22 protein-coding genes are annotated in these 25,326 nt (G+C 66.1%); 14 read left to right on the top strand and 8 right to left on the bottom strand.

Going from position 1 to position 25,326, the window contains the following annotated elements; genetic code table 11:
• Window positions 1–107: 107 nt before the first annotated feature.
• From ACERIM_RS00725 to ACERIM_RS00700, 6 genes are all read left to right on the top strand, one after another.
• Window positions 108–2,180, top strand: coding sequence for a PrkA family serine protein kinase (locus tag ACERIM_RS00725; RefSeq protein ID WP_049964419.1), 2,073 nt, complete (start codon window positions 108–110; stop codon window positions 2,178–2,180).
• Window position 2,181: 1 nt separating this feature from the next.
• Entirely contained in the window at window positions 2,182–4,473 is a 2,292-nt protein-coding gene (locus tag ACERIM_RS00720; protein WP_373630727.1) for a PrkA family serine protein kinase, read from the top strand.
• On the top strand, window positions 4,464–5,792 hold the full coding sequence (locus ACERIM_RS00715; protein ID WP_006648917.1) for a YeaH/YhbH family protein: 1,329 nt from the start codon (window positions 4,464–4,466) through the stop codon (window positions 5,790–5,792). Before ACERIM_RS00720 ends, ACERIM_RS00715 begins: the two co-directional genes overlap by 10 nt.
• Complete coding sequence (locus ACERIM_RS00710; protein ID WP_373630725.1) at window positions 5,785–7,812, top strand: SpoVR family protein; 2,028 nt, start codon at window positions 5,785–5,787, stop codon at window positions 7,810–7,812. Before ACERIM_RS00715 ends, ACERIM_RS00710 begins: the two co-directional genes overlap by 8 nt.
• Before the next feature lie 126 nt (window positions 7,813–7,938).
• Entirely contained in the window at window positions 7,939–8,961 is a 1,023-nt protein-coding gene (locus ACERIM_RS00705; protein ID WP_006648915.1) for a HEAT repeat domain-containing protein, read from the top strand.
• A 50-nt stretch (window positions 8,962–9,011) separates the two neighbouring features.
• Window positions 9,012–9,401, top strand: coding sequence for a secondary thiamine-phosphate synthase enzyme YjbQ (locus tag ACERIM_RS00700; protein WP_373630724.1), 390 nt, complete (start codon window positions 9,012–9,014; stop codon window positions 9,399–9,401).
• A 50-nt stretch (window positions 9,402–9,451) separates the two neighbouring features.
• On the opposite strand, the gene ACERIM_RS00695 is transcribed toward ACERIM_RS00700, so the two are convergent.
• Window positions 9,452–10,117, bottom strand: a complete 666-nt coding sequence (locus ACERIM_RS00695; RefSeq protein ID WP_049964411.1) for a glycerophosphodiester phosphodiesterase — start codon at window positions 10,115–10,117, stop codon at window positions 9,452–9,454.
• Window positions 10,118–10,299: 182 nt separating this feature from the next.
• Between ACERIM_RS00695 and ACERIM_RS00690 the strand changes: the two genes are divergently transcribed.
• Together ACERIM_RS00690 and ACERIM_RS00685 are read left to right on the top strand one after the other, a co-directional pair.
• A complete protein-coding gene (locus ACERIM_RS00690) occupies window positions 10,300–10,746 on the top strand; it encodes a response regulator (RefSeq protein ID WP_006648912.1) in 447 nt (148 codons plus the stop codon).
• A 257-nt stretch (window positions 10,747–11,003) separates the two neighbouring features.
• Window positions 11,004–11,738, top strand: a complete 735-nt coding sequence (locus tag ACERIM_RS00685) for an SDR family oxidoreductase (RefSeq protein ID WP_373630722.1) — start codon at window positions 11,004–11,006, stop codon at window positions 11,736–11,738.
• A gap of 211 nt (window positions 11,739–11,949) precedes the next feature.
• On the opposite strand, the gene ACERIM_RS00680 is transcribed toward ACERIM_RS00685, so the two are convergent.
• Window positions 11,950–13,302, bottom strand: coding sequence for a sodium-dependent transporter (locus ACERIM_RS00680; protein WP_049905567.1), 1,353 nt, complete (start codon window positions 13,300–13,302; stop codon window positions 11,950–11,952).
• A gap of 349 nt (window positions 13,303–13,651) precedes the next feature.
• Between ACERIM_RS00680 and ACERIM_RS00675 the strand changes: the two genes are divergently transcribed.
• A complete protein-coding gene (locus tag ACERIM_RS00675) occupies window positions 13,652–15,196 on the top strand; it encodes an acyl-CoA carboxylase subunit beta (RefSeq protein WP_373631384.1) in 1,545 nt (514 codons plus the stop codon).
• A gap of 1 nt (window position 15,197) precedes the next feature.
• Window positions 15,198–15,551, top strand: coding sequence for a hypothetical protein (locus ACERIM_RS00670; protein ID WP_006648908.1), 354 nt, complete (start codon window positions 15,198–15,200; stop codon window positions 15,549–15,551).
• A 73-nt stretch (window positions 15,552–15,624) separates the two neighbouring features.
• Here the strand turns inward: ACERIM_RS00670 and ACERIM_RS00665 are convergent, their stop codons facing one another.
• Window positions 15,625–16,779, bottom strand: coding sequence for an SPFH domain-containing protein (locus ACERIM_RS00665; RefSeq protein ID WP_006181732.1), 1,155 nt, complete (start codon window positions 16,777–16,779; stop codon window positions 15,625–15,627).
• A 189-nt stretch (window positions 16,780–16,968) separates the two neighbouring features.
• Here ACERIM_RS00665 and ACERIM_RS00660 point away from each other — a divergent pair, with 189 nt between their 5' ends.
• Window positions 16,969–18,810, top strand: coding sequence for an acetyl-CoA carboxylase biotin carboxylase subunit (locus ACERIM_RS00660; protein WP_373630720.1), 1,842 nt, complete (start codon window positions 16,969–16,971; stop codon window positions 18,808–18,810).
• Window positions 18,811–19,226: 416 nt separating this feature from the next.
• Here the strand turns inward: ACERIM_RS00660 and ACERIM_RS00655 are convergent, their stop codons facing one another.
• A complete protein-coding gene (locus ACERIM_RS00655) occupies window positions 19,227–20,366 on the bottom strand; it encodes a TIGR04053 family radical SAM/SPASM domain-containing protein (protein ID WP_373630718.1) in 1,140 nt (379 codons plus the stop codon).
• 147 nt (window positions 20,367–20,513) lie between these two features.
• On the opposite strand from ACERIM_RS00655, the gene ACERIM_RS00650 reads away from it, so the two are divergent.
• Window positions 20,514–20,864 carry an Htur_1727 family rSAM-partnered candidate RiPP gene (locus ACERIM_RS00650; RefSeq protein WP_006648905.1) on the top strand — a complete coding sequence of 117 codons (351 nt, stop codon included), beginning with the start codon at window positions 20,514–20,516 and terminating at the stop codon, window positions 20,862–20,864.
• Window positions 20,861–22,084, top strand: coding sequence for a TIGR04347 family pseudo-SAM/SPASM protein (locus ACERIM_RS00645; protein ID WP_006648904.1), 1,224 nt, complete (start codon window positions 20,861–20,863; stop codon window positions 22,082–22,084). The genes ACERIM_RS00650 and ACERIM_RS00645 overlap by 4 nt, the downstream gene beginning before the upstream one ends.
• Before the next feature lie 36 nt (window positions 22,085–22,120).
• Here ACERIM_RS00645 and ACERIM_RS00640 read toward each other — a convergent pair whose 3' ends face one another.
• The 3 genes from ACERIM_RS00640 to ACERIM_RS00630 form a co-directional block, all read right to left on the bottom strand.
• Entirely contained in the window at window positions 22,121–22,270 is a 150-nt protein-coding gene (locus ACERIM_RS00640; protein ID WP_158413746.1) for a hypothetical protein, read from the bottom strand.
• Between the two features lie 70 nt (window positions 22,271–22,340).
• Window positions 22,341–22,646 (bottom strand): CGCGG family rSAM-modified RiPP protein, encoded by a 306-nt coding sequence (locus ACERIM_RS00635; RefSeq protein WP_006181727.1) that lies wholly within the window; start codon window positions 22,644–22,646, stop codon window positions 22,341–22,343.
• A gap of 95 nt (window positions 22,647–22,741) precedes the next feature.
• Window positions 22,742–23,167: a MoaD/ThiS family protein gene (locus ACERIM_RS00630; protein ID WP_373630715.1), complete on the bottom strand. Its 426-nt coding sequence runs from the start codon at window positions 23,165–23,167 to the stop codon at window positions 22,742–22,744.
• 88 nt (window positions 23,168–23,255) lie between these two features.
• Between ACERIM_RS00630 and ACERIM_RS00625 the strand changes: the two genes are divergently transcribed.
• A complete protein-coding gene (locus ACERIM_RS00625; protein ID WP_373631382.1) occupies window positions 23,256–24,635 on the top strand; it encodes a hypothetical protein in 1,380 nt (459 codons plus the stop codon).
• An 8-nt stretch (window positions 24,636–24,643) separates the two neighbouring features.
• Here the strand turns inward: ACERIM_RS00625 and ACERIM_RS00620 are convergent, their stop codons facing one another.
• Window positions 24,644–25,246, bottom strand: a complete 603-nt coding sequence (locus ACERIM_RS00620; protein WP_373630714.1) for a hypothetical protein — start codon at window positions 25,244–25,246, stop codon at window positions 24,644–24,646.
• Window positions 25,247–25,326: the final 80 nt, after the last annotated feature.

The following is a 25,326-nucleotide window of genomic DNA, read 5'->3' as shown; positions in this document are numbered from 1 at the left end:
GATTCCGACGGTTCGGCCGCGAGACGCCTCGGCTGGTCGAAGACGTCCGCTTTCACTCCGTGCGATCACGGACGACCGCAAACGGGGGGAACCCACTCAACGATACCATGACCGGTGACATCGAGACACTCGAGCAGCTCAGTACCGATTACAAAGAGTCGATGCCCGCGGACCTGCGGGAAACCAAGTCCTTCGACTGGTACTTAGAGGAGGTGTACGAGGACCCGAAGGTGGCCCGCAACGCCCACCAGCGCGTCGCGGACATGTTCGACTACTACGGCACCACCTACGACGAAACCGAGGGGATGGTCGAGTACCAACTCGCCAGCGAGGACCCGCTCGGTGACGGCGAGAACACCTTCTACGGGAAGGTGATCCACCAGTCGATCCACGAGTTCGTCAACAAGGTCAAATCCGGCGCTCGCCGGCTCGGGCCGGAACGGCGGATCAAGCTCCTGCTGGGGCCGGTCGGCTCCGGGAAGTCCCACTTCGACAAACAGGTCCGGCAGTACTTCGAGGACTACACGCTCCGCGAGGACGGCCGGATGTACACCTTCCGGTGGACGAACCTCTGTGACGTCATCCAGGACCAGGACCCGGCCGACGACACCGTCCGGTCGCCGATGAACCAGGACCCGCTCGTCCTCCTCCCCCTCGAGCAGCGCCAGCGGGTCATCGACGATCTCAACGAGAACCTCGATGCCCCCTACACTATCCAGAACGAGCAGGCGCTGGATCCCGAAAGCGAGTTCTACATGGACAAACTGCTGGCCTATTACGAGGACGACCTCCAGCAGGTCCTCGAGAACCACGTCGAGATCGTCCGCTTCGTCGCCGACGAGAACAAGCGACAGGGCCTCGAGACCTTCGAGCCCAAGGACAAGAAGAACCAGGACGAGACCGAACTCACCGGCGACGTCAACTACTCGAAGATCGCCATCTACGGCGAGAGCGACCCCCGAGCGTTCGACTACTCCGGCGCGTTCTGTAACGCGAACCGGGGCATCTTCTCCGGCGAGGAGTTGCTCAAACTCCAGCGGGAGTTCCTCTATGACTTCCTGCACGCGACCCAAGAGCAGACGATCAAGCCCAAGAACAACCCCCGGATCGACATCGACCAGGTGATCGTCGGCCGGACGAACATGCCCGAGTACAAGGACAAGAAGGGCGACGAGAAGATGGAGGCCTTCAACGACCGTACCAAGCGGATCGATTTCCCCTACGTCCTCTCCTACGAGGACGAGGCCAACATCTACGAGAAGATGCTGCAAAACGCCGACGTGCCCGACATCAACGTCGAGCCACACACCCTCGAGATGGCGGGGCTGTTCGGCGTCCTGACTCGCATCGAGGAACCCGACACCGAGACCGTCGGGCTGCTCTCGAAGGCCAAAGCCTACAACGGCGAGATCGACGAGGGCGACGATATCGACACGAAAAAGCTCCGCGAGGAAGCCGAGGCGAAAGCCGAGATCGGCGAGGGCATGGTCGGGGTCTCACCGCGCTTTATCGGCGACGAGATCGCCGAGGCGATCATGGACTCCAAACATCGCCAGCGCGGGTTCCTCTCGCCGCTGACCGTCTTTAACTTCTTCGAGGAGAACCTCGAACACCACGGCTCCATCCCGGAGGACAACTTCGAGCAGTACTACCGCTACCTCGAGACGGTCCGCGAGGAGTACAAGGAACGCGCCATCGAGGACGTCCGCCACGCGCTGGCCTACGACATCGACGAGATCCAGCGCCAGGGCGAGAAATACATGGACCACGTGATGGCCTACATCGACGACGACACCATCGAGGACGAGTTGACGGGCCGCGAGCAAGAGCCCGACGAGACGTTCCTGCGCTCGGTCGAGGAGAAACTCGACATCCCCGAAGATCGGAAGGAAGACTTCCGCCAGGAGGTCTCGAACTGGGTCTCGCGGCGCGCCCGCGAGGGCGAGGCGTTCAACCCGCAGGACAACGAGCGCCTGCGCCGTGCCCTGGAACGCAAGCTCTGGGAGGACAAGAAGCACAACATCAACTTCTCCGCGCTGGTGTCGGCCAACGACTTCGACGACGACGAACGCTCCGCGTGGATCGACGCGCTGATCGAACAGGGCTACTCCGAAGGCGGCGCGAAGGAAGTACTCGAGTTCGCCGGCGCGGAGGTCGCCAAAACCGAGATGGAAGACTAACATGACCGGACACGACTACGTCACCGAGGCCGACCGCGCCCTCGAGGAGACCTACGAGGAGCCGATGAGCCTCGCGGCGTACGTCGATCGGCTCTTCGAGAACCCACAGATCGCCTCCCACGCCTCGAAGTACCTCCTCGAGGCGATCGAGGCCGCCGGCACCCGCACGGTCGTCGAGGAGGGCGAGGAGAAGGAGCGCTACCGCTTCTTCGACGACCCGTACAACGACGGCGAACACGCCATCTTGGGCAACACCGAGGTCCTGAACGGGTTCGTCGACGACCTGCGGTCGATCGCCGCGGGCCGGGCGAAAGACGAGAAGATCATCTGGTTCGAGGGCCCGACGGCGACGGGCAAGTCCGAACTCAAGCGGTGTCTGGTCAACGGGCTGCGCGAGTACTCGAAGACGCCCGAGGGCCGCCGGTACACCGTCGAGTGGAACATCTCGACCGCCGAGGGCGGCGAGCGCGGGCTGAGCTACGGCGACGACGGCGGCACGAGCGCCGCCGACGAACAGAACTGGTACGAGAGCCCGGTCCAGGCCCATCCCCTGTCGGTGTTCCCCGACGCCGTCCGCGAGGACCTGCTCGCCGAGTTGAACGACGAACTCGACGATCACGTCCCGATTCAGGTCGACGCGGCGCTGGACCCCTTCTCGCGGGAGGCCTACGACTTCCTCGAGGAACGCTATCGCCGACGGGGCGAGGACGACCTGTTCTCGGCGATCACCGACGAGGATCACCTGCGCGTGAAAAACTACGTCGTCGACGTCGGACAGGGCGTCGGCGTCCTCCACTCCGAAGACGACGGCCGGCCCAAGGAACGGCTCGTCGGCTCGTGGATGCACGGGATGCTTCAGGAACTGGACTCGCGGGGCCGGAAGAACCCGCAGGCCTTTAGCTACGACGGCGTCCTGTCGCAGGGCAACGGCGTCCTCACCATCGTCGAGGACGCGGCCCAGCATGCCGACCTCCTCCAGAAGCTGCTGAACGTCCCCGACGAACAGTCCGTGAAACTGGACAAGGGGATCGGGATGGACGTCGACAGCCAGATGCTGATCATCTCCAACCCCGATCTCGAGGCCCAGCTCAACCAGCACTCCGATCGAAACGGAATGGACCCGCTGAAGGCGCTGAAACGGCGCCTGGACAAACACCGCTTTGGCTACCTGACGAACCTCAGCCTCGAGACGGAGCTGATCCGGCGGGAACTGACGAACGAGACGGCGGTCTGGGAAGCTGGGAGCTACGACGAACTCGCCGACCGGATCCGCGCGCCGGTGCGGGTGACGATCAAGGACCGCGACGGCGAGACGCGGGTCCAGGAGTTCGCGCCCCACGCGATCGAGGCGGCCGCGCTGTATGCCGTCGTCACGCGACTGGACGAGGAAACCCTCCCGAACGGGCTCGATCTCGTCGACAAGGCACTGATTTACGATCAGGGCTACCTGCAGGAGGGCGACAGCCGCCGCGAGAAAGAGGAGTTCGACTTCGACGACGACGGCAACGACGGCGACCACGGTATTCCGGTGACGTACACGCGGGACACGCTCGCGGAACTGCTCCAGACCGACCGCGACCGCCACCACGCCGACCTCCCGGTCGAGGACGTCGTCATGCCCCGCGACGTCCTCAACGCGATGGTCGAGGGGTTGGTCGACGCGCCGGTGTTCTCGACGGGCGAGCGCTCCGAGTTCGAGAACCGCGTCGTCCCCGTGAAAAACTACGTCTACGACCAGCAGGAGAGCGACGTCATCGAGGCAATCATGTACGACAAGCGCGTCGACGAGGAGACCGTCGCCGAGTACGTCGAACACGTCTACGCGTGGGAGACCGAGGAACCGCTGTACAACGACCGCGGCGAGCGGGTCGAGCCCGATCCGCTGAAGATGAAGCTATTCGAGATCGAACACCTCGGCCGGTTCTCCGAGAGCGAGTACGACGGGAATCAGCCCCGCGAGAGCGTCCGGAACTTCCGCCGCGAGAAGGTCATCACGTCGTTGAACCGCCACGCGTGGGAACACCGCGACGAGGACTTCTCGGTCGAGGACGTCGATCTCACCGCGATCCCGGTGATCAAAACCGTCCTCGAGAGCCACGACTGGGACGACGTCGAGCGGACCTTCGAGGACTTCGATCCACGACAGTGGAGCGATCCGCCGAGCGACACCCAGACCGCGGCGGTCAAGGAAGACACGATCGAGACCATGGTCGACCTCTTCGGCTACTCGGCGGCGTCGGCCGAGCTAACCAGTAGACACGTCATGGGACAGGTGAGTTACAGATGGGACTGAGAGACGACCTCGAGCGGTTCCGCGAAGTCGGCGAGGAACGGCGCGAAGACCTGGCCGACTTCATCCAGTACGGCGACCTCGCGGGGAGCGGCCCCGGCGAGATCAACATCCCGGTCAAGATCGTCTCGCTGCCGGAGTTCGAGTACGATCAGCGCGATCAGGGCGGGGTCGGCCAGGGTGAGGACGGGACCCCCGACGCCGGTCAGCCGGTCGGCCAGCCACAGCCCCAGCCGGGCGACGACGACGGCGAGGACGGCGAGCCCGGCGAGGAGGGCGGCGACCACGAGTACTACGAGATGGACCCCGAGGAGTTCGCCGAGGAACTCGACGAGGAACTCGGGCTCGACCTCGATCCCAAGGGGAAGAAAGTCGTCGAGGAGAAGGAGGGACCGTTTACCGACCTCACCCGGACCGGTCCCAACAGCACGCTCGACTTCGAGCGGATGTTCAAGGAGGGACTCAAGCGCAAGCTCGCGATGGACTTCGACGAGGAGTTCCTGCGGGAACTCTGCAAGGTCGAGGGGATTTCGCCCCGCGAGGTCTTCGAGTGGGCCCGCGGCGAGAACCTCCCGGTGTCGATGGCCTGGATCGAAGAGGCCTACAAGGACATTCCGGACGAGGAGCGCGGTACATGGGACTCCATCGAGGCGGTCGAGGAAAACGTCGAGCGCGAGAGCGTCCAACAGAAGATCCGCCGCGAGGGGATCCAACACGTCCCCTTCCGCCGCGAGGACGAGCGCTACCGCCATCCCGAGATCATCGAGGAAAAGGAGAAGAACGTCGTGGTCGTCAACATCCGGGACGTCTCCGGCTCGATGCGCGAGAAGAAACGCGAACTCGTCGAGCGGACCTTCACCCCGCTGGACTGGTACCTGCAGGGCAAGTACGACAACGCCGAGTTCGTCTACATCGCCCACGACGCCGACGCCTGGGCGGTCGAGCGCGACGAGTTCTTCGGCATCCGCAGCGGCGGTGGGACCAAGATCTCGAGCGCGTACGAACTGGCCCAGCAGCTCTTAGAGGAATACCCCTGGAGCGACTGGAACCGCTACGTCTTCGCGGCGGGGGACTCCGAGAACTCCTCGAACGACACCGAGGAACGGGTCATCCCGCTGATGGAGGAGATCCCGGCGAACCTCCACGCTTACGTGGAGACCCAGCCGTCGGGCAACGCGATCAACGCCACCCACGCCGAGGAACTCGAGCGCCACTTCGGGACCGACGCCGACGACGTGGCGGTGGCCTACGTCAACGACCAGTCGGACGTGACCGACGCGATCTACGACATCCTCTCGACGGAGGGCGAATCAGATGAGTAAACGCAACTCCAACGCGGACCGCTTCCGCAAACAGGCGATCGCGGGCGAGCTCGAAGAGCCGGTCGAAGAGGCCCGCAATCTGGCCGAGAAACTCGGCCTCGAGCCCTACCCCGTGAAGTACTGGATCATCGACTACGACGAGATGAACGAACTCATCGCCTACGGCGGGTTCCAGTCTCGGTATCCCCACTGGCGGTGGGGCATGCAGTACGACAAGCAACAGAAACAGGGCCAGTACGGCGGCGGGAAGGCCTTCGAGATCGTCAACAACGATAACCCGGCCCACGCCTTCCTGCAGGAGTCGAACACGGTGGCCGACCAGAAGGCGGTGATCACCCACGTCGAGGCCCACTCGGACTTCTTCGCGAACAACGACTGGTTCGGCATGTTCACCGGCGGCCAGGCCGACGAGGATCAGGTCAACGCCGCCGCCATGCTCGAGCGCCACGCCAGAGCCATCGACGAGTACATGTCCGATCCCGACATCGACCGCGCCGAGGTCGAGAAGTGGATCGACCACTGTCTGAGCCTCGAGGACAACATCGACCAGCATCAGGTCTTCACCCGTCGGCTCGATGTCGACGGTCCCGCGGGCGAGATCGACGAGGATCTCGCCGAGAAGTTGGACGAACTCGATCTCTCCGACGAGATCAAAGGCGAGGTCTTCGACGCGGAGTGGGTCGAGAAACTCGAGGGCGAGGAGATCACCGGGAGCTTCCCGGAGGAGCCACAGAAGGACCTGCTGGCGTTCGTCCGCGAACACGGCAAGCAGTACGACGCGGAGGCCGGCCGCGGCGTCGAGATGGAAGAGTGGCAACGCGACATCCTCGATATGATGCGCGCGGAGGCCTACTACTTCGCCGCCCAGAAGATGACGAAGGTGATGAACGAGGGGTGGGCCGCTTACTGGGAATCGACGATGATGACCGACGAGGCCTTCGCCGGCGACGACGAGTTCCTCAACTACGCCGACCACATGGCGAAAGTCCTGGCCTCGGGCGGGCTCAACCCCTACAGCCTCGGGATGGAACTCTGGGAGTACGTCGAGAACACCACCAACCGGCAGGAAGTCCTCGAGGCTCTGCTGCGCGTCGAGGGCGTCTCCTGGCGCAACCTCACCGACGTCGTCGACTTCGACGACGTCCTCGAGACGCTCGAGCCGCCCGCGGCGCTCGAGACGATTTCGCCCGACACGCTCGACGACGTCGCGACACTGCCCGACGAGTGGGTCGATCACGAGGCGCTCGAGCGGGCCCACGAGGGCGAGATAGACGTCGAGAAGTACCCCTGGAAGGTCCTGACCTACGAGGGGCTGGCCCGCCGGCACTACTCGCTGGTCAAGCGCCAGCATCGGGGCTTCCTCAAGCGAGTCAGCCAGAACGACCTCGAGCGGATCGGCCGCTACCTCTTCGACGACGCGCGCTATGACTCGGTCGACGAGGCGCTCGCGGATATCGACTACACGGCCGGTTGGGACCGGCTGTTCGACGTCCGGGAGAGCCATAACGACGTAACCTTCCTCGACGAGTTCCTGACCCAGGAGTTCATCACGGAGAACAACTACTTCACCTACGAACACTCGCAGGCGACGGGGCAGTTCCACGTCGCCAGCGACGCCGCCGCGGACGTCAAGAAGAAACTGCTCTTGCAGTTTACCAACTTCGGGAAGCCGACCATCGCCGTCTACGACGGCAACTACAACAACGCCAACGAACTGTTGCTCGGTCACCAGTACAACGGCGTCATGCTCGATCTCGGGCAGGCCAAGGAGACGCTGAAGCGGATCTTCGAGCTGTGGGGCCGGCCGGTGAACCTGCTGACGATCGTCAAGGAGGTCGACGAACACGACATCGAGGTCGCAAAGCGGCGCAACCGCGAGCCCGACGCCGAAGAGCAGGGCAAACTGATCCGATACGACGGCCAGACGATGACGACCGAGGACGTCCCCTGGGAAGAGGTCGAACACCTCGCGGCCGACGACGTGGACTACGACACGAAGCCCGACGAGTGGCTGGCCTGAGCCGGTCCGCCGTCGGACGCCGCCGAACGGCCGCGTTCGATCCGGCACCGGCTCTCGAGGGCGGGTGAACGGCCGATCGCGTTGGCCAGAAGGCTTTTGCTGGTTTTGTTCGATTGGCGAGACACGATGGATGGGGATGGGGGCGAGGCCGTCGAGCCCCGGGGCCGGGGAGCCACCGGGATCGACCTGCCAGCAGTCCTGACGCGACTCGACGGGGAGCCGAGCGAACAACGAGCGGCGGTAAACCGGATCCGGACCGCGATCGATGAGCGGGACGGGGCGGCCGGCTGTGCCCCGACGGTACCGAAACTCCGGTCGCTGCTCGAGCGGCCCGAGATCGACTTCCGGGAGACGGTCGCCGCCTGCCTCGCCGATCTGGCGGCCGAGGCACCGACCGACGTCGCACCGTCGACGGGGTCGATCGTCGCCGTCGCCCGCGACGACCCCGATCGGCCGATGACCGGCGAGTTGCTCCGGTGTCTCGCGGCCGTCGCTGCCGAGCGACCCGACGTCGTCGTCGATCATACCGTGGCGATCGCCGACGTCCTCGAGCAGCGGTCGGACTACGATACGGACGGCCTCGACGCGCTGGCGCACGTTTCTCGGGTCGATCCGATGGCACTCGAGCCGGCGGTATCCGTGTTGAAAGCGGCGCTGTCGGCTGCTCCGGCAGAGAACGGGCGGCCCGCACTGCGCGCGCTCGGGCGACTGGCGCGGTCGGAGGGGGATCTCGGCTCGCTCGCGTTCGTTTCCCACGCCGCGGCGCTCGTCGATCACGAGAACCCGGCTGTCCGACACGAGGCGATCGGCTGTCTCGGCGACGTGGCCCACCACGACCCAGCGGCGGTCGAATCGGTCACTGCGGAGTTGGGGACCGCGCTTTCCTGTGACGATCCCGACACCCGGGCCGCAGCCGCGGTGACGATCGCCCGCATCGCCGCCGGCACCGAAACCGCGGTGGACCCGGTCCGCCGCCAGTTGCTCTCGTTGCTCGCCGACGACCACGCACACGTTCGGGCGAACGCCTGCGTCGCGCTCGGACACGGCGGCGTCGAAGCTGCCGAACCGCGACTCGCCGACCTCGCGAGTCGGGACCCGGCACCGAACGTCCGCGACCGCGCGTCGTGGGCTGCGGGTCGGTTGTCGTAGGCCGCGACGGAACCGAAACCGAGCCCTTTCTCGCCGCCGTAGGCCAGCCCATGACGTTCACCGTCGAGACGGACGAGCGACTGACGACCGTCGACGTGACCGAGTCGATCGCCGCGGCGGTTCCGGACGACTGCGAGTCGGGTACCTGTACGGCCTTCGTCGAACACACGACGGCCGCGCTCGTCGTCCAGGAAAACGAGCCACGGCTCCGGGGCGACCTCGAGTCGTTCCTACGGGACCTCGTGCCCGATTCGGGACACGCACACGACGAACTGGACGGCAATGCGGACTCGCATCTGCGGGCCGCGCTACTGGGCCCCGACGTGACGGTCCCGGTCGCGGACGGCGAGCCGACGCTGGGGACCTGGCAGTCGGTGTTGCTCGTCGAATGTGACGGGCCGCGAACGCGGACCGTCTCGGTGACGACGACCGAGGCGTAGCCGATCGCGTCGTCTCGGCGAGCGGCCGGTCGGCGGTCGTCACTCGCCCGCTACACGTCGAGCGGCCGATCGGCCGAGACGTAGTCGACGCCCCGCCGCTCGAGCAGCCGCGCCGTCGCTGCCCGCTCGACCGTCCAGGCGTGGACCTCGAGATCGACTGCCGTCGCCCGCGGGACGATCCCGGTCGCCAGACACCGAACGCGGTTCGCACCGAGGACGGCACAGTCGAGTTCCACCGCGGTCGTCACCGGCGTCTCGAGGCGGTGGCTGGCCAGCAGGCCGATCGGTTGGCTCGAATCACGCTCGCGGATCGTCCGCAGTTCGCCGGGCAGAAAGGAGGTGACGACGACTCGGTTGGGGAGGTCGGTTCGGTCGAGGATCGCGAGAACGTCGGCGGCGAGGCCGCGCTCTTTCAGTTCGATGTGGACTTCGACTGTCGGCGGGACGGCCGCGAGCATGGCAGCGAGCGTCGGGATCCCCTCGCCGGTCCCGCGGACGGACCGGTCGGCGAGGGCCGCAAGCGACAGCGCCGCGACGGTGCCGGTCCCGTCGGTGACTCGGTCGATCGTCTCGTCGTGAACGACGACGAGTTCGCCGGTCCCACAGCGGCGCACGTCGAACTCGACGGCGTCGGCGCGGTCTGCCGCAGCGCGGACCGCGCCGATCGTGTTCTCGGGCGCGACCGCGGCGAACCCCCGGTGGGCGATACAGCGCATAGCGGTCGATCGTCGCCCAGCGGCTTCAGTCGGTCGGCGGGTCGCAGCCGTCGGATCCGCGGAGAGTCATCGGGACCGATCCAAAGCACTTAGCAAGTATTGTTAAAAGAACCGCCTGACTAGATGGAGACGACTGTTGCACCGGGCGGGACACCGACTGCCCGATCAGTTCTGATCCACGCATGAGAGGTCGATGTAACGACGCGGTCGATGTCCTCCTCGTCGCGGACGACGACGAGACGAGCAGCCGTATCGAAGCCGAGTTCGACGACATCGCCGTCAAAACGTCGGTTCAGGTCGTGTCCAACGGGACCGAGGCGCTTCGGATCCTCACCGACGCGGCGACCGACTCGTCGGCCGGCCCCGATCTCGTCTTGCTGGACCGGGACCTGTCGCGAACCGACGGCCTCGAGTTGCTCGAGGCACTCGCCGACGAGGCGGTACTGGGACGGCGTCCCGTCCTCGTGCTGGCCCGACCGGGGGATTCGGAGGCGGTCCGCGAGAGCTACCGCCTTGGCGCGAACGCCTCCCTCGAGAAGCCGACGGACGCCGAAGGGTACACCGAACTGGTCGAAGCGGTCGCGGAGTTCTGGTTCAGACGCGCGGCCCTGCCGGTGGGCGACGGCTAATACTGTTGACGGAACGACGTGACGATCGGTCGCATCACTGCGGCCGTCGCTGGTATGGACGGCCGCGAATTCTCGATCGGCTTCGTATCGGCTGCTAGCGACAGTAGCACGCGCGGCGTGAAATGGACTGGTGTCCGTCATGCTCGGTGCAACCGCGTCCGTCCTGTGGTTGTCCCGGTCCGTCGTTACACGGCCCGTATGAGTCGACGCCGCGTGCAGCCCCGCCTTTGATGCGACAGGGACACACACCCACCCGTATGTCACTCGATACCGACTTCGAGGTCGACTTCGAGGGGACTGTCGCAGTGATCACCGGCGCGAGCGGCGCGCTCGGCAGCGCCGCCGTCGATCGCTTCCGCGAGGCCGGCGCGACCGTCTGTGCGGTCGACGTGATCGCACCCGACGACGAGGACAGCCTGCTCGAGCGTGATCCCACCGACGAGTCCGCCCTCGCCTTCTACGAGGCGGACCTGACCGACGAGGACGAGGTCGCCGGACTGATGGACACGATCGTCGACGACCACGGCCGGATCGACCACCTGCTGAACGTCGCCGGGACGTGGCGCGGTGGCGACCACATCGAGGAGACCGACCTCGAGGAGTTCGACCTCCTCCTGAACGTCAACCTGAAGACGGCCTTCCTCGCCGCGAAACACGCCCTGCCCCACCTGCAGGAAACCGAAGGAGCGATCGTCGGGATCAGCGCCCGCTCCTCACTCGAGGGCGGCGAGGGCGACGGCCCCTACCGGATCACGAAGGCCGGCATCCGGCTACTGACGGAGACATTGGCCGAGGAGAACCGCGGGACGGTGCGAGCCAACTGCGTCATGCCGAGCGTCATCGACACCCCCATGAACCGCGACATGATGCCCGACGCCGATCACGACGCATGGGTCGATCCGCTCGAGATCGCCGACGTGATGGCGTTTCTCTGTAGCGACGCCGCGGCGGTGACGAGCGGCGCTGCGGTGCCAGTGTACGGCGAGGCCTGATCTCGGCCGCACCCATCGTTTTCGGCGCCGGTCTTCGAGTCGCTGTTCGAGACGACATCGCCGACTGCGATCGGCGGTCTCCGGGAGCGACAACACGACAGTGCGGTACGCGCCCTGGCGGCCGTAACGAGAAAACACTGTCCGCGCTACGAGCCCGATCGATCTCGAGCCGTGTCGAAAAAACGGCGGCTCAAAGCGGTGTCCGCGTCGATCAGAAGTTCCCGCTCAACCAGTCGGCGAAGTCACCGGTCAGGAAGCCGTAGTAGTCCCACGCGTTCAGCGCGACCAGTGCGATCAGTGCGACGACGACGGGAACCCGGACGAACCAGAGCCACGCGAGGCCGAGCGACCCGGTGTCTTTGATCCCCTTCCCGATCTCCTCGAGCGCCAGTTCGGGGACGACCCAGCCGACGAAGATCGAAAGTAGGAGGCCACCGAGCATGAGCAGGATGCTGTTCGCGAAGCCGTCGTAGAGGTCAACGAAGATGAGATCGAGCGCGGCCGGCGTCCCGACGAGGAAGATCGCGACGCCCAGCGCGACTGTGGCGGGAATCCGGTCGAACCCTTGTTCGTCGATCATATAGGCGACGACGACTTCCATGATACTGATCGCGCTCGAGAGCGCGGCGATGGCGACGGTCGCGAAGAATATCGCACCGAGGATGCCACCGAACGGCAGTTCGGCGAACGCCGCCGCGAGGCTGACGAAGATCAGCGACGGACCGGACGCACCCGGATCGATCCCCGCGGCGAACAGGACCGGGAACGCGATCAGTCCGGCGGTAAAGGCAATGAACGTGTCGAGCGAGGCAATGATACCGGCATCCGACGCAAGGTTCCGGTCCTCACCGAGATAGGACGCGTACGTGATCATCACGCCCATCCCCAGCGACAGCGTGAAGAACGCCTGTGCAGCGGCCGCCGGGAGAATCGTCGTCCACTCCGACGTGATCGTACTGAGTTCCGGCGAGAGGTAGTAGGCGTACGCGTCGGCGGCTCCCTCGAGCGTGAACGCGTAGGCCGCGAGGCCGATCGAAATGAGGATAATGGCTGGAACCATCACCTTCACCGAGAGTTCGATCCCGCGCTCGATGCCGAGTGCGACGATCGCGATGACCGCCACCATGAAGATCGCATGGAGGACGACGGCGTCGAGTCCGGTTGCGACTGCACCGAACTGTTCGGGTGCACTGTCAGCGGTGTACTGGCCCTGAAGTCCGAGTAAGACGTACCGAACCGTCCAGCCGGCGACGACGCTGTAATAGGACAGAATGACGAACCCGGCCGTGACGAAGACCCAACCGATCTTCGTCCATGCCCCGGTTCCGATCCGTTTCAGTGCCCCGACGGGATTTCGCTCCGTGTTTCGGCCGACGACGAACTCGACGAGGATGACCGGGAACCCGACCATCACGATCAACAGGAGATAGATGAACAGGAACGCCGCACCACCCTGTTCACCGACCTGATACGGGAACCGCCAGATGTTTCCTAATCCCACTGCACTCCCCACCGCAGCGAGGATGAAGCCTGTTCGTGTGGCCCATGATTCGCGCTCTGCCATGGTTTAACCCTTTCTCACCATCCCTTAAAACCTTACATTCGGTGACTATCTTCAGTATTCTCCACCATCAGTGACATTTGTCGGTATTCGTCCCGTATTTGTTTATGAATCGAAGCGTGTGGGGCGTAATAGTCCATCACATTGTGAATGTGTTTCACGCCTAGTGGCCGTCGAGCCGGCGTAACTGTACCGTCGCGTCCGAACGAAACCGCGGCCGGTCGGCTGCCGCCCCGTGTGATACGACAACACCCGAACCCTCATGGGAAATAATACGAGTTACAGAACGTTTTTTATTCCGGTGGCCGTTGCCACGGCCAATGAGTCGCCACGGGAGGGTTTCCCTATGACGATGGAAGACCGCATCGACGAACTCGAGGAACTTCGCGAAGAGGCACGCAAAGGCGGCGGCGAAGCGCGGATCGAGAAGCAACACGACAAGGGGAAGATGACCGCCCGCGAGCGGATCGACTACTTCCTCGACGACGGCACGTTCACGGAGTTCGACCAGCTCCGGACCCACCAGACGAGCCAGTTCGGGATGGAGGAGAAGAAGGTCCCGGGCGACGGCGTCGTCACCGGCTACGGCGAGGTCAACGGGCGGACCACCTTCGTCTTTGCCCACGACTTCACCGTCTTCGGGGGATCGCTCGGCGAGGTCTTCGCCGAGAAGGTCTGTAAGGTCATGGACATGGCGATGGAGGTCGGTGCGCCCGTCATCGGGCTCAACGACTCCGCCGGCGCCCGCATTCAGGAAGGCGTCAAGAGCCTCGCCGGCTATACCGAAATCTTCCGCCGGAATCAGGAAGCCAGCGGCGTCGTCCCGCAGATCTCCGCGACGATGGGGCCGTGTGCCGGCGGGGCCGTCTACTCCCCGGCGATCACCGACTTCATCTTCATGGTCAAGGACACCAGCCACATGTACATCACCGGCCCCGGTGTCACCAAGACCGTCACCGGCGAGGAAGTCTCCCACGAGGAACTCGGCGGCGCGATGACCCACGCCAACAAGACCGGCGTCGCCCAGTTCGCCTGCGAGAGCGAAGAGCAGGCCCTGGACGACATCAAGCGACTCCTCTCCTATCTCCCGCAGAACAACGTCGAGGACCCGCCCCGCGTCGAGCCGTGGGACGACCCCGACCGGCGCGACGAGCAACTCAAAGACATCGTCCCGCCGAGCCCGCAGAAACCCTACGACATGACCGACGTCATCGATTCGGTCGTCGACGAAGGCTCGTTCTTCGAAGTCGCGGACAACTTCGCCCAGAACATCGTCGTCGGCTTCGGCCGTCTCGACGGCCGTTCCGTCGGCCTCGTCGCCAACCAGCCACGGGTCAACGCCGGCACGCTGACCGTCGACGCCTCGATGAAGGCCTCGCGGTTCGTCCGCTTCTGTGACTCCTTCAACATTCCCATCGTCACCTTCGTCGACGTCCCCGGCTACATGCCCGGGACCGACCAGGAACACCGCGGGATCATCCGCCACGGCGCGAAACTGCTCTATGCCTACGCCGAGGCGACCGTTCCCCTGCTGACCGTCATCACCCGGAAGGCCTACGGCGGTGCCTACTGCGTCATGGCCTCGAAGAACCTCGGCGCGGACGTCAACTACGCCTGGCCGACCGCCGAGATCGCCGTCATGGGTCCCCAGGGCGCGGTCAACATCCTCTACCGCGAGGAACTCGAGGAAGCGGACAACCCCGACGAACTGCGGGACGAACTCATCGAGGAGTACCGCGAGGAGTTCGCCAACCCCTACACCGCGACGGACAAGGGCTTCCTCGACGACGTCATCGTCCCGACCGAAACCCGACCGCGGCTGATCCGGGACCTCGAGATGCTCGAGACGAAACGCGAGTCGAACCCGGACAAGAAACACGGCAACATCCCGCTGTAACATGACCTCCCAGCAACAGCCGTCGGCCGACGACCGGGCCGCCGACGCGGGCGGCGCGGGGGACGACGATGCGTCGATGGGCCTCGAGGCGGCCCTGCCCGGCGACGTTTCGATCGAGTTGCCCGACGACGCCGACGACGAGGAGGCCGCGGCCATCGCGGCCGCGATCGGTGCCCACCTCCACGACCACGCGCTCGCGGCCGCCGCGGCCGCCGCCGACGGTGAGGAGACGTGGGACGACAAGCGGTGGGCCTTCGCCGGCCGGGTCCGCGCACAGCAACACCGGACCGTCCGCGTGCCCCGCGGCGCGCCGACCGACGCGTGGTCGGCAGCGGGACGGACCGAGCAGTTCTAAGCGTCCGACGACCCGTTTTCGATCGGTTAGTCGGCCAGAAAGAGCGATCTTACACCGACGGAACCGGACGGCGCTATTCCGAGTCCGAGCCCAGTTCGGGTTCCGGTTCGTCGTCAGTCTCGGACATGGTGATCGGCTCGTCCGGATCCATGCCTACGTCCTGCCCTTCCTTGATCGCCTGGGCCTGCTGTTCCATCGCTTCGACGTCCATCTCGGCCTGTTCGTCGATCTCGCCGATGATGTCCGCGATGTCGTCCAGCCCGATCAGTTCGCGCGTCTCGTCGTCGAACTCGAGACTGTCGAGTTCCGAGCCGTTTTTCTTCACGTCGCTGCCCGAGAGGTGCTTGCCGTAGCGACCGACCAGCGAGGTGAGTTCCTGAGGCATGACGAAGGTCGTCGATTCACCTTGCCCGATCTCGGCCAGCGTCTCCATCCCCTTGTCGATGACCGCGCGCTCGCCCATCGACTCGGCCGAACGCGCTCGCAGGACGGTCGAGATCGCGTCGCCCTGTGACTCGAGGATCTGGCTCTGCTTTTCACCCTGTGCGCGGATGATGTTCGACTGCTTGTCCCCTTCGGCTTTCTCGACGGCGCTGCGGCGTTCACCTTGGGCCTCGAGGATCATGGCACGGCGGCGGCGCTCGGCGGAGGTCTGTTCCTCCATCGCGCCCTTGACGCCCGCGGAGGGCGTGACCTCGCGGACCTCAACCGACTCCACTCGAATACCCCACTCGTCGGTGGGTTCGTCGAGTTCGGTCCGGATCCGCTCGTTGATCATCTCCCGTCGGGAGAGGGTGTCGTCGAGTTCCATGTCGCCGATCACGGCCCGCAGCGTCGTCTGGGCGAGGTTCGAGACGGCGCGCTGGTAGTCGTCGACCTCGAGGAAGGCACGTTTGGCGTTCATCACCCGGATGTAGACGACGGCGTCGGCCGTGACGGGGGAGTTGTCCCGCGTGATGGCCTCCTGCTGGGGCACGTCCAACGTCTGGGTCCGCATGTCGAACGTGTAGATCCGGGAGACGAACGGTGGCACGATGTTCAGCCCCGGCTCGAGCAGTTTGCGATACTCGCCGAAGACGGTCAGTGCGGCCCGGTCGTAGGCGTCGACGATCTCGACCATCTGCCAGACCGTGATCACCACGAGCAACAGCCCCACGGCACCGATGAGCAAGAGGGGGTCCTCGAGTACCGACTGGGTCTGTAGCGGACCGGGTACGAACTCGGACATGCCTGATTCAGGGTCCGTGATCGGATAACGATTGCCCATAACTAGCATGGGTCCGGTCGGTGAGGGATCGCGGTCGCCGAGTCCGACTCGAATCGGCGGCGATCGGGGTCGTCAACTGGCAAAAACTGACGCGTTGTCGAACCCGTTGCGAAAAAGTAAGGTAGGGTCCTGCCGACGGTTCTCACAGGAATGTTCAGGAAGGTTCTCGTGGCGAACCGCGGGGAGATCGCCGTCCGCGTCATGCGGGCGTGTGAGGAGTTGAATATCGGGACCGTCGCCGTGTACTCCGAGGCGGACAAGGACTCGGGACACGTCCGCTACGCGGACGAAGCGTACAACGTGGGGCCGGCGCGGGCTGCCGACTCCTATCTCGATCACGAGGGGGTCATCGAGGCCGCACGGAAGGCCGACGCCGATGCCATCCACCCCGGCTACGGTTTCCTCGCGGAGAACGCCGAGTTCGCGGGCAAGGTCGAGGACGCCGAGGGGATCACCTGGATCGGCCCGTCCAGCGATGCGATGGAGTCGCTTGGCGAGAAGACCAAGGCCCGGACGATCATGAACGAGGCCGACGTGCCGATCGTCCCCGGGACGACCGACCCCGTCACCGAGCCCGCGGAGGTCAAGGAGTTCGGCGAGAAACACGGCTACCCGATCGCCATCAAGGCCGAAGGTGGCGGCGGCGGTCGCGGAATGAAGGTCGTCTGGGACGAAAGCGAGGTCGAAGACCAACTCGAGAGCGCCCAGCGCGAGGGCGAGGCCTACTTCGACAACGACTCGGTCTACCTCGAGCGGTACCTCGAACAGCCCCGTCACATCGAGGTCCAGATCCTCGCGGACGAACACGGCAACGTCCGCCATCTGGGCGAGCGTGATTGTTCGCTCCAGCGACGTCATCAGAAGGTCATCGAGGAGGGACCATCGGCCGCGCTCTCGGACGAACTCCGCGAGAAGATCGGCGAGGCCGCCCGTCGCGGCGTCGCCGCCGCGGACTACACCAACGCCGGCACCGTCGAGTTCCTCGTCGAAGAGGAGGACCGCGAGGCGGGCGAACTGCTCGGCCCCGACGCGAACTTCTTCTTCCTCGAGGTCAACACCCGCATTCAGGTCGAACACACGGTCACCGAGCAGATCACCGGCCTCGACATCGTCAAGCGCCAGATCGAGGTCGCCGCCGGCGAGGAAATCGACTTCGAGCAGGACGATGTCGATATCGACGGTCACGCGATGGAGTTCCGTATCAACGCCGAGAACGCGGCCAACGACTTCGCGCCCGCGACCGGTGGGACCCTCGAGACCTACGACCCGCCGGGCGGGATCGGCGTTCGACTCGACGACGCCCTGCGACAGGGCGACGAACTCGTCACCGACTACGACTCGATGATCGCCAAGCTCGTCGTCTGGGGCGAGGATCGCGACGAGTGTATCGAGCGCTCGCTGCGGGCCCTGCGCGAGTACGAGATCGAGGGGATCCCGACGATCATCCCGTTCCACCGGCTGATGCTCACCGACGAGGAGTTCGTCGCGAGTACGCACACGACGAAGTATCTGGACGAGGAACTCGACGAGAGCCGTATCGAGGAGGCCCAGGAGCAGTGGGGCGGCGACACCGGCTCCGGCGGCAGTGAAGACGACGAGGAGTCCACCGAGCGCGAGTTCACCGTCGAGGTCAACGGCAAGCGCTTCGAGGTCGAACTCGAGGAACACGGTGCGCCAGCCATCCCGACGGGCAACGTCGAGGCCGGCGGCGGTGCCAGCCGACCGGAGCCGGCGGGCGGTTCCGGCGGCGACGACGGCGGTGCCGAACTCGAGGGCGACGGCGAGACCGTCGACGCCGAGATGCAGGGGACGATCCTCGACGTCGAGGTCGAGGAGGGCGACGAGGTCGCGGCCGGCGACGTGCTGGTCGTCCTCGAAGCCATGAAGATGGAAAACGACATCGTCGCCTCTCGCGGCGGAACCGTCACCCAGATCGCCGTCGAGGAAGGCGAGAGCGTCGACATGGGCGACACGTTAGTCGTCCTCGAGTAGCGCTCGCCCGCGGACGAACGTCTTCGCCCGAACGGCGAAGGGGGTCCCTGCCCAACGATCGATCGCACGCGACGTCGGCGAGACCCTGCGGGCGGTCGACCGGGAGCGGAGAGCGACCCCGGTGACCGCCACCCACCATCCATACTCGACGCCGCGTGCCCGCGAATACGATCGGTAACGCGACCGGTATGTCGATGTGCGGCAGCACCGAGCCATCGTCACGGACGACGGTCGCGCTGCGTCGAACGATCGACGCGTCACAGTGGTCGTTCGGTCAGCCATTGTCGCCAGTTTCGTGGCGGCTATACCGCGGCCGCGACCGTCTCCGACTTGCTTCTCTCGACCCCCGTTCTCTGTAGTCGCCGGTAGCGGTCCTCGAGTTGGGGACAGCACGCGTCGCGGAGAACGAGTGTCGATCAGTCGCCGGTTGAGACGCCTCGAGCGTCGCCCTCGGTGTCGTCCCAGGGGAGCGGGCCGTCGTAGCCCTCGGGAACGAACGGACAGAGCGGGTCGCTGGCGAGCGGGTCGCCGGTGTGGGCGAACGCGCGCGAGCGACTGCCGCCACAGACGTGGCGGTAGGGACAGGCCCCGCACTTGCCCGAGAGGTTGTCCCGGTCCCGGAGCGAGCGGAACAGCTCTGAATCGCGATACAGCTCCGTGACCGGTCGGTCGCGGACGTTGCCGGCCGACTCCGGCAGGAATCCCGAGGGGAACACCTCGCCGGTGTGGCTGACGAAGGCGAAGCCGTCGCCCGCGACGATCCCCGTCCGTCGTTCGATCCCGTCGCCCGGGCCGGGTCGGCCGCCGCTCTGGCCGCCCTCGTCTTCGTCGGCTCGCCGCTGCATCGCGACCCGCCGGTACTGCGGCGCTTCGGTCGTCTTGACGCCGAACGGTTCGGTGTCGCTGACCTCGTGGAGCCACTCCATGACCGCGTCGGCCCGATCGGGTGCGATCGGCTCGAGGACCCGTCCACGACCGACGGGGACGAGGAAGAAGACGCTCCACATGACGGCCCCGATCTCGGTCAGCAGGTCCCGGATCGCGGGGAGTTCCGCGACCGTCTGCTGGCAGACGGTGGTGTTGACCTGGACCGGCAGCCCAGCCTCGCGGGCGTCCTCGACGGCCCTGATCGTCTCCTCGAAGCTGCCGTCCTCGCCGCGGAAGGCGTCGTGGGTCTCCGGCGAGGCCCCGTCGAGGCTGACGGCCATCCGTTTGAGCCCCGCGTCGGCCATCTCCTCGATCCGGTCGGCGGTCAGCGAGCCGGTCCCGCTGGGGGTGATCGTCATCCGCAAGCCGAGATCGTCGCCGTGGGCGATCAGCTCCGGAACGTCGTCGCGGACGAGCGGGTCGCCGCCCGAAAGGACGACCAACTGGCCGTCGCCGAACTCGGCCGCATCCTCGAGCAGCGCTTTCCCCTCGGCGGTCGAGAGTTCGTCGGGGTGGCGCTGGGGCTTGGCGTCGGCCCGACAGTGGTCACAGGCGAGGCCACAGGCCTGGGTAAGTTCCCAGATGAGGACGAACGGCCGTTCGGACGTGTCGAGATTGCCGGGGCGCATGGCGGAGTCTCGGGACCGTCGAACCGAAAACGCCGCTCCTGTTCCCGCGGGTCGGGAAGACCGGAAGATGTTCGGGCCGGCCGAGGGGAATTCCCGCGTGTTGGGAGGTCGCGCAACGGCCTTCGTTTTCGTCCCGAAGACATCGACATGGTCGAGAAAGCACGCCGCGCCCCGGTCGACAGCGACGAACGCGGGAACCCGACGCCACAGTGGGAGGTCTTCGTCCGCAACGAGGCGGGCGATCCGATGCGCCACGTCGGCAGCGTCGCCGCGGCCAGCGCGACGGAAGCCCACGAACACGCCGGTCGGTTGTTCGGCTGGTACGCCGTCGATCTGTGGGTCTGTCCGGCGGAGTCGGTCGAACGGTTCTCGACGCGCGGATTGGCCGCCGACGCCGAGGAGCGGCCGGACGAGGAGGCCGACGACGATGACGACGGGAGCGACGAACCCCGCGTCTACAAGGAGACGGCCGGCGCGTCGGAGGTGAACAGCCTGTGATCTCGATCAGCAAACTGCTCTGTGATCTCGACGCCGAGGGCGACGGGCTGCGCTACGACGCGGCCGACGAGTCGAAAAAGCCCCAGATCACCGACGAGAAACAGCACCGACCGGTCGTCGTCTGGAACACCACCCGCCGGTGTAACCTCTACTGTTCGCACTGCTATGCCGGCGCGGAGAACCAGGCCGCGACCGGCGAGTTCTCCACGGCCGAGGCGAAGACGTTCATCGACCAGCTCGCCGACTTCGGCGCGCCCGTCCTGTTGTTCTCCGGCGGCGAGCCGCTGGTTCGCGAGGACCTGATCGAACTCGTCGGCTACGCCGCCGACCGGGGCGTTCGCCCGGTACTATCCTCGAACGGAACGTTGCTGACCCGCGAGAAGGCCATGGCCCTGAAAGACGCCGGGCTCCAGTACGCCGGGATCTCCGTCGACGGACTCCCCGAGCGCAACGACCGGTTCCGCGGCGAAGAAGGGGCGTTCGACGCCGCCGTCCGCGGCATCGAGAACTGCCTCGAGGTCGGACTCAAGACCGGCCTGCGCTATACGATCACCGAGGCCAACGCGCCCGATCTCGAGGGCGTCGTCGACCTGCTGGCCGAGAAAGGTCTCGACCGGTTCTGTTTCTACCATCTGGACTACGGCGGTCGCGGGGCCGAAATCGTCGACGCCGACCTCTCCCCCGCGGAGAAACGCGAGGCGGTCAAGCAGGTCGCCGACCTCACGCTCGAGTACCACGACCGCGGCGAGGAGATCGAGACCCTGCTCGTGGGCAACTACGCCGACGCGGCCTACCTCGTCGAGTACGCCCGTGAGGAGTTCGGCGAGGCGAAGGCGCAGGCGGTCTACGACTACCTCGAGCGAAACGGCGGCGATCCGACTGGCGAGCGGATCGCCGACGTCGACTACCAGGGCAACGTCCACCTCACCCAGTTCTGGCAGGGCTACAGCCTCGGGAACGTCCGCGACCGGCCCTTCGGCGAGATCTGGGAGGACGAGTCCAATCCGTTGCTCAAGGCCCTACGGAACCGCGAGGAGCGGCTGAACGGCAAGTGCGCGGACTGTCAGTACAAGTCGATCTGTCGCGGTGCGTCGCGGCTGCGGGCGCTGGCGACGACGGGCGATCTGTTCGCGCCGGACCCGCAGTGTTACCTCACCGACGAAGAGGTCGCGGGTACGGGGTCGGCCGTCGGCGGCGCGGCCGGGGCTGGAGCCGACTGACGGGGAATCGGACGAAGCGAACGATCGAGCGGGCGTTCAGTCCGGACCGCCGGCTCGGCGTCGGGCGTCGGGCCGCGCCGGCAGGTGGCCAGTACAGCGGCGACAGTAGGTGTACAGGTGTTCGTTTTCCGTACCGCAGTGCCGACAGGTGACCGGGTCGTCGATCGAGGTCGTGCGAGAACGCATCGGCGACGCTACGAAACGGGAGCGAATAGCCGCCGGGCTGACGTTTGCAAGGCCGTCGCCGTCGGTCGATCTACTCCTCGAGGACGTGCGCGCGAGTGACGTGGCCGCCACAGCCACACTGATCGACGTACTCGAGCCGGAGGCCGTCGAAGGCCGCCTCGAGTTCGTCCCAGAGGTAGGTCTCGGGGTGGCCGTGGTCGCCGTGGGTGACGAGGTTGACGTGGTAGCCGGCGGTCGTCGCCACGATCGCGTCTTTCGCCTGTTCGACGATGAGGTCCCGGTCCATCGCGTGTTCGGGCCCCTCGAGGTTCGCCGACCAGGACGCGTCGTGTTCGCCGCGGGTCACGGGTTCGACGCCGGAGACGTCTTCGGTCATAGTCGTCACTCGGCCGTCGACGGGGGTAAGGACTGAGCCGAACGTCTTCGCCCATGGTCCCGGTCCCCGTCGAGGGTCGCGGCCCCACACCCGTCTCAACAGCAGAACATGAACGGGTAGATCAGGGCGACGCGGTCGTCCTCGTCGAGTTCCGTCTCGAATCCGCCGAGGTGTTCGTTGAAGCGGCCGTTGACACAGACGCGAGCGTAGGGCCTGGTCTGGTCGCCCTCGGGGTTCTTGCGCCAGGTCCCGGGCAGATCGTCGGGCACCGGGGCCCAGCCGCTGTGGGTCGCGTCCGCCTCGGTTTCGGCGATGAGCATGTCCTCGAGGTCGTACTCGGCAAAGAAGTCCTCGAGGAAGTCCCGCAGGCGGTCGCCCTCGAAGGTGAACTCGAGTTCGTGAGTCCCGACGGCGGTCCGGACGTGACCGGTACAGCGGACGGTCACGGTCGTCGTCTCGATGTCTCGGTCGGCTGTCGTGGCCGGTCGCGTCTCACCGGTGGTCGCTTGGTCCGTTTGCATGGGTATGCGTACGGTCCGAGCGGGCAAACAGTACCCTCCGAACGTGTTCGGGAAGAAGGGGACGGCGATCCGGGCCGAACCCCGGGACATGAACGGGATACCGGGCGGGTTACGGACCGATCAACAGCCCCCGATGGCGATCCCGCTGCGACACTTCGTCCTCGCGCTGGGGTTTCTGGTCGTCGGGGTCGGCGGCGGGTTCGTCATGGCCGTCGCGTCGCTTCCCGGACTGTCGGGTCTCGCCCACCTGCACACGCTGCTGGTGGGCTGGGTCGCGGTGACGATCATGGGCGCGATGACCCAGTTCGTCCCCGTCTGGTCCGGCGTGACGATCCACTCGCGGCGGCTCGCGGTCGCACAGCTGTGGCTGCTCGTCGTCGGCGTGGCCGGCTTCGCGACGGCGCTGCTCGCGGGTACCTACGCCGCGTTGCCGGTCCCCGCCGCCCTGATGCTGGCGGGGATCTGGACGTTCGTCTACAACGTCGGCCGGACGCTCGCCCGCGCGCGCCCGTTCGATTTCACTGAGCGACACTTCGCGTTCGCACTCGCCGCGTTCGCCCTCGTTGCGCCCTTCGGAATCCTGCTGGCAGTCGGGTTCACGCGACCCGTGTTCGACTCGGTCGGCGTCGCTCGGTTCGAAGTGCATCTCGCGCACGCGACGCTCGCGCTGTTCGGTGCCCTGCTTTCGACCGTCGTCGGCGCGCTCTACCAACTCGGGAAGATGTTCACGCAGGCCGACCCCGACCGGCTCGATCAGTGGCTGCTCCGACTCGAGCAGGTCACGTTCCCCGCGGGGCTGGTCGCGCTCGCGCTCGGCCGCGGGCTCACCGTCGAACCGCTGGCCCGTGCCGGCGCGGTCGGGCTACTCATCGGGTTGGCGGCGTTCACGGTCGTTATCAGCCGGTTACTGGTCGGCGCGACCGTCGAGCAGTCGCCGATGCTCGCCCGCTACTGGGTCGTCGTCGTGGCGCTGTTCGCCTGGATCGCGCTGGCCGCGCCGACGTGGTGGGCCGACCCGCTCGCCTACGACGCGCTCTTCGGCCATCCCGACGGGCGGAACCTCCTGTTGTTCGGCGTCTTCGGCTTCGTCGTCATCGGGTCGCTGTATCACATCGTCCCCTTCATCATCTGGATCGAGCGCTACAGCGACCGGCTGGGCTTCGAACAGGTCCCGATGATCGACGATCTCTACGACGACCGCCTCGAGCGGGCCGACTTCTGGGCCACGCTCGTCGGGTTCGCCGGCCTCGCGGCTGCGCCGCTGGTCGACCTCCCGGGGGCCGCCGTCGCGGCCAGCAGCGCCCTTGCGACCGTCGGCGTCGGCCTGTTCGTCGCGAACATGCTGTGGACGATCCACCGCCACGGGCCCGACGGACTCGCGGGCGTCCTCTCGAGCGCGCTCGAGTCGGGCGAGGAGTCGCCCGCGGCGGGTAGCGAGCCCGACGTCGACGTGCCGCCGGACCAGTAGACGGGACTCTACTCGTCGGGGGAGACGTCAACCCCCGGCTCGTACCGCTGTGACTCGATCGTCGAGACCACCAACTCGCCGTACTCGGCGGCGGTCAGTTCGCCCGCGTTGTACTCCTCGGCATAGGTCGTCTCGACGGTCGCCGATCCGTACGACGCCGGCGCATCGTCGAGGATCGTCGCCCCTAACGCGACGGCGTCGTACCCCGTCTCGATCAGCGCGGCGTAGCCGCCGGCGAGCAGCGCCACGTCGTGGACGTTGCCCTCGTCGTGGCGGTCCGTATTGACGTACTCGAGGGTCAGTACGTCGCGCTCGCGCTCGATCGACTCGACGGCCACGTCGTACTCCTCGAGGGCCGATCCGAGCCCCTCGGGATCGGTGATGTCGGCACCTGCGAGTTCCGGAATCCGCTCCTCGAGGATCGCGCTCCGTTCCGCGACGGGCAGCGAGGGAACGTACTCCGATATCGGCCATTTCTCGTTCGTCGGAAACTCCGTTCCCATCTCCTCGATGCAGCCGGCGAGGGCGGCGGTCGCGGCGACGGTTCCCGCTCGCAGGAACCGACGGCGCGTCCGCGTTCGACCGCCCGTCTCCGTCGCGTCCCGATCCATACGTTCGGTCTCGTCGCCGCGGGGCAAATGGGTTCGTTCTGCAAACGCCGGCAGCGGGGTAAAGGGACGATTTCCCGTAG

Origin of the sequence: Natrinema sp. H-ect1 (assembly GCF_041821105.1) — an archaeon.
GTDB lineage: Archaea > Halobacteriota > Halobacteria > Halobacteriales > Natrialbaceae > Natrinema > Natrinema thermotolerans.
This window is presented reverse-complemented; position numbering and strand designations above follow the sequence as displayed.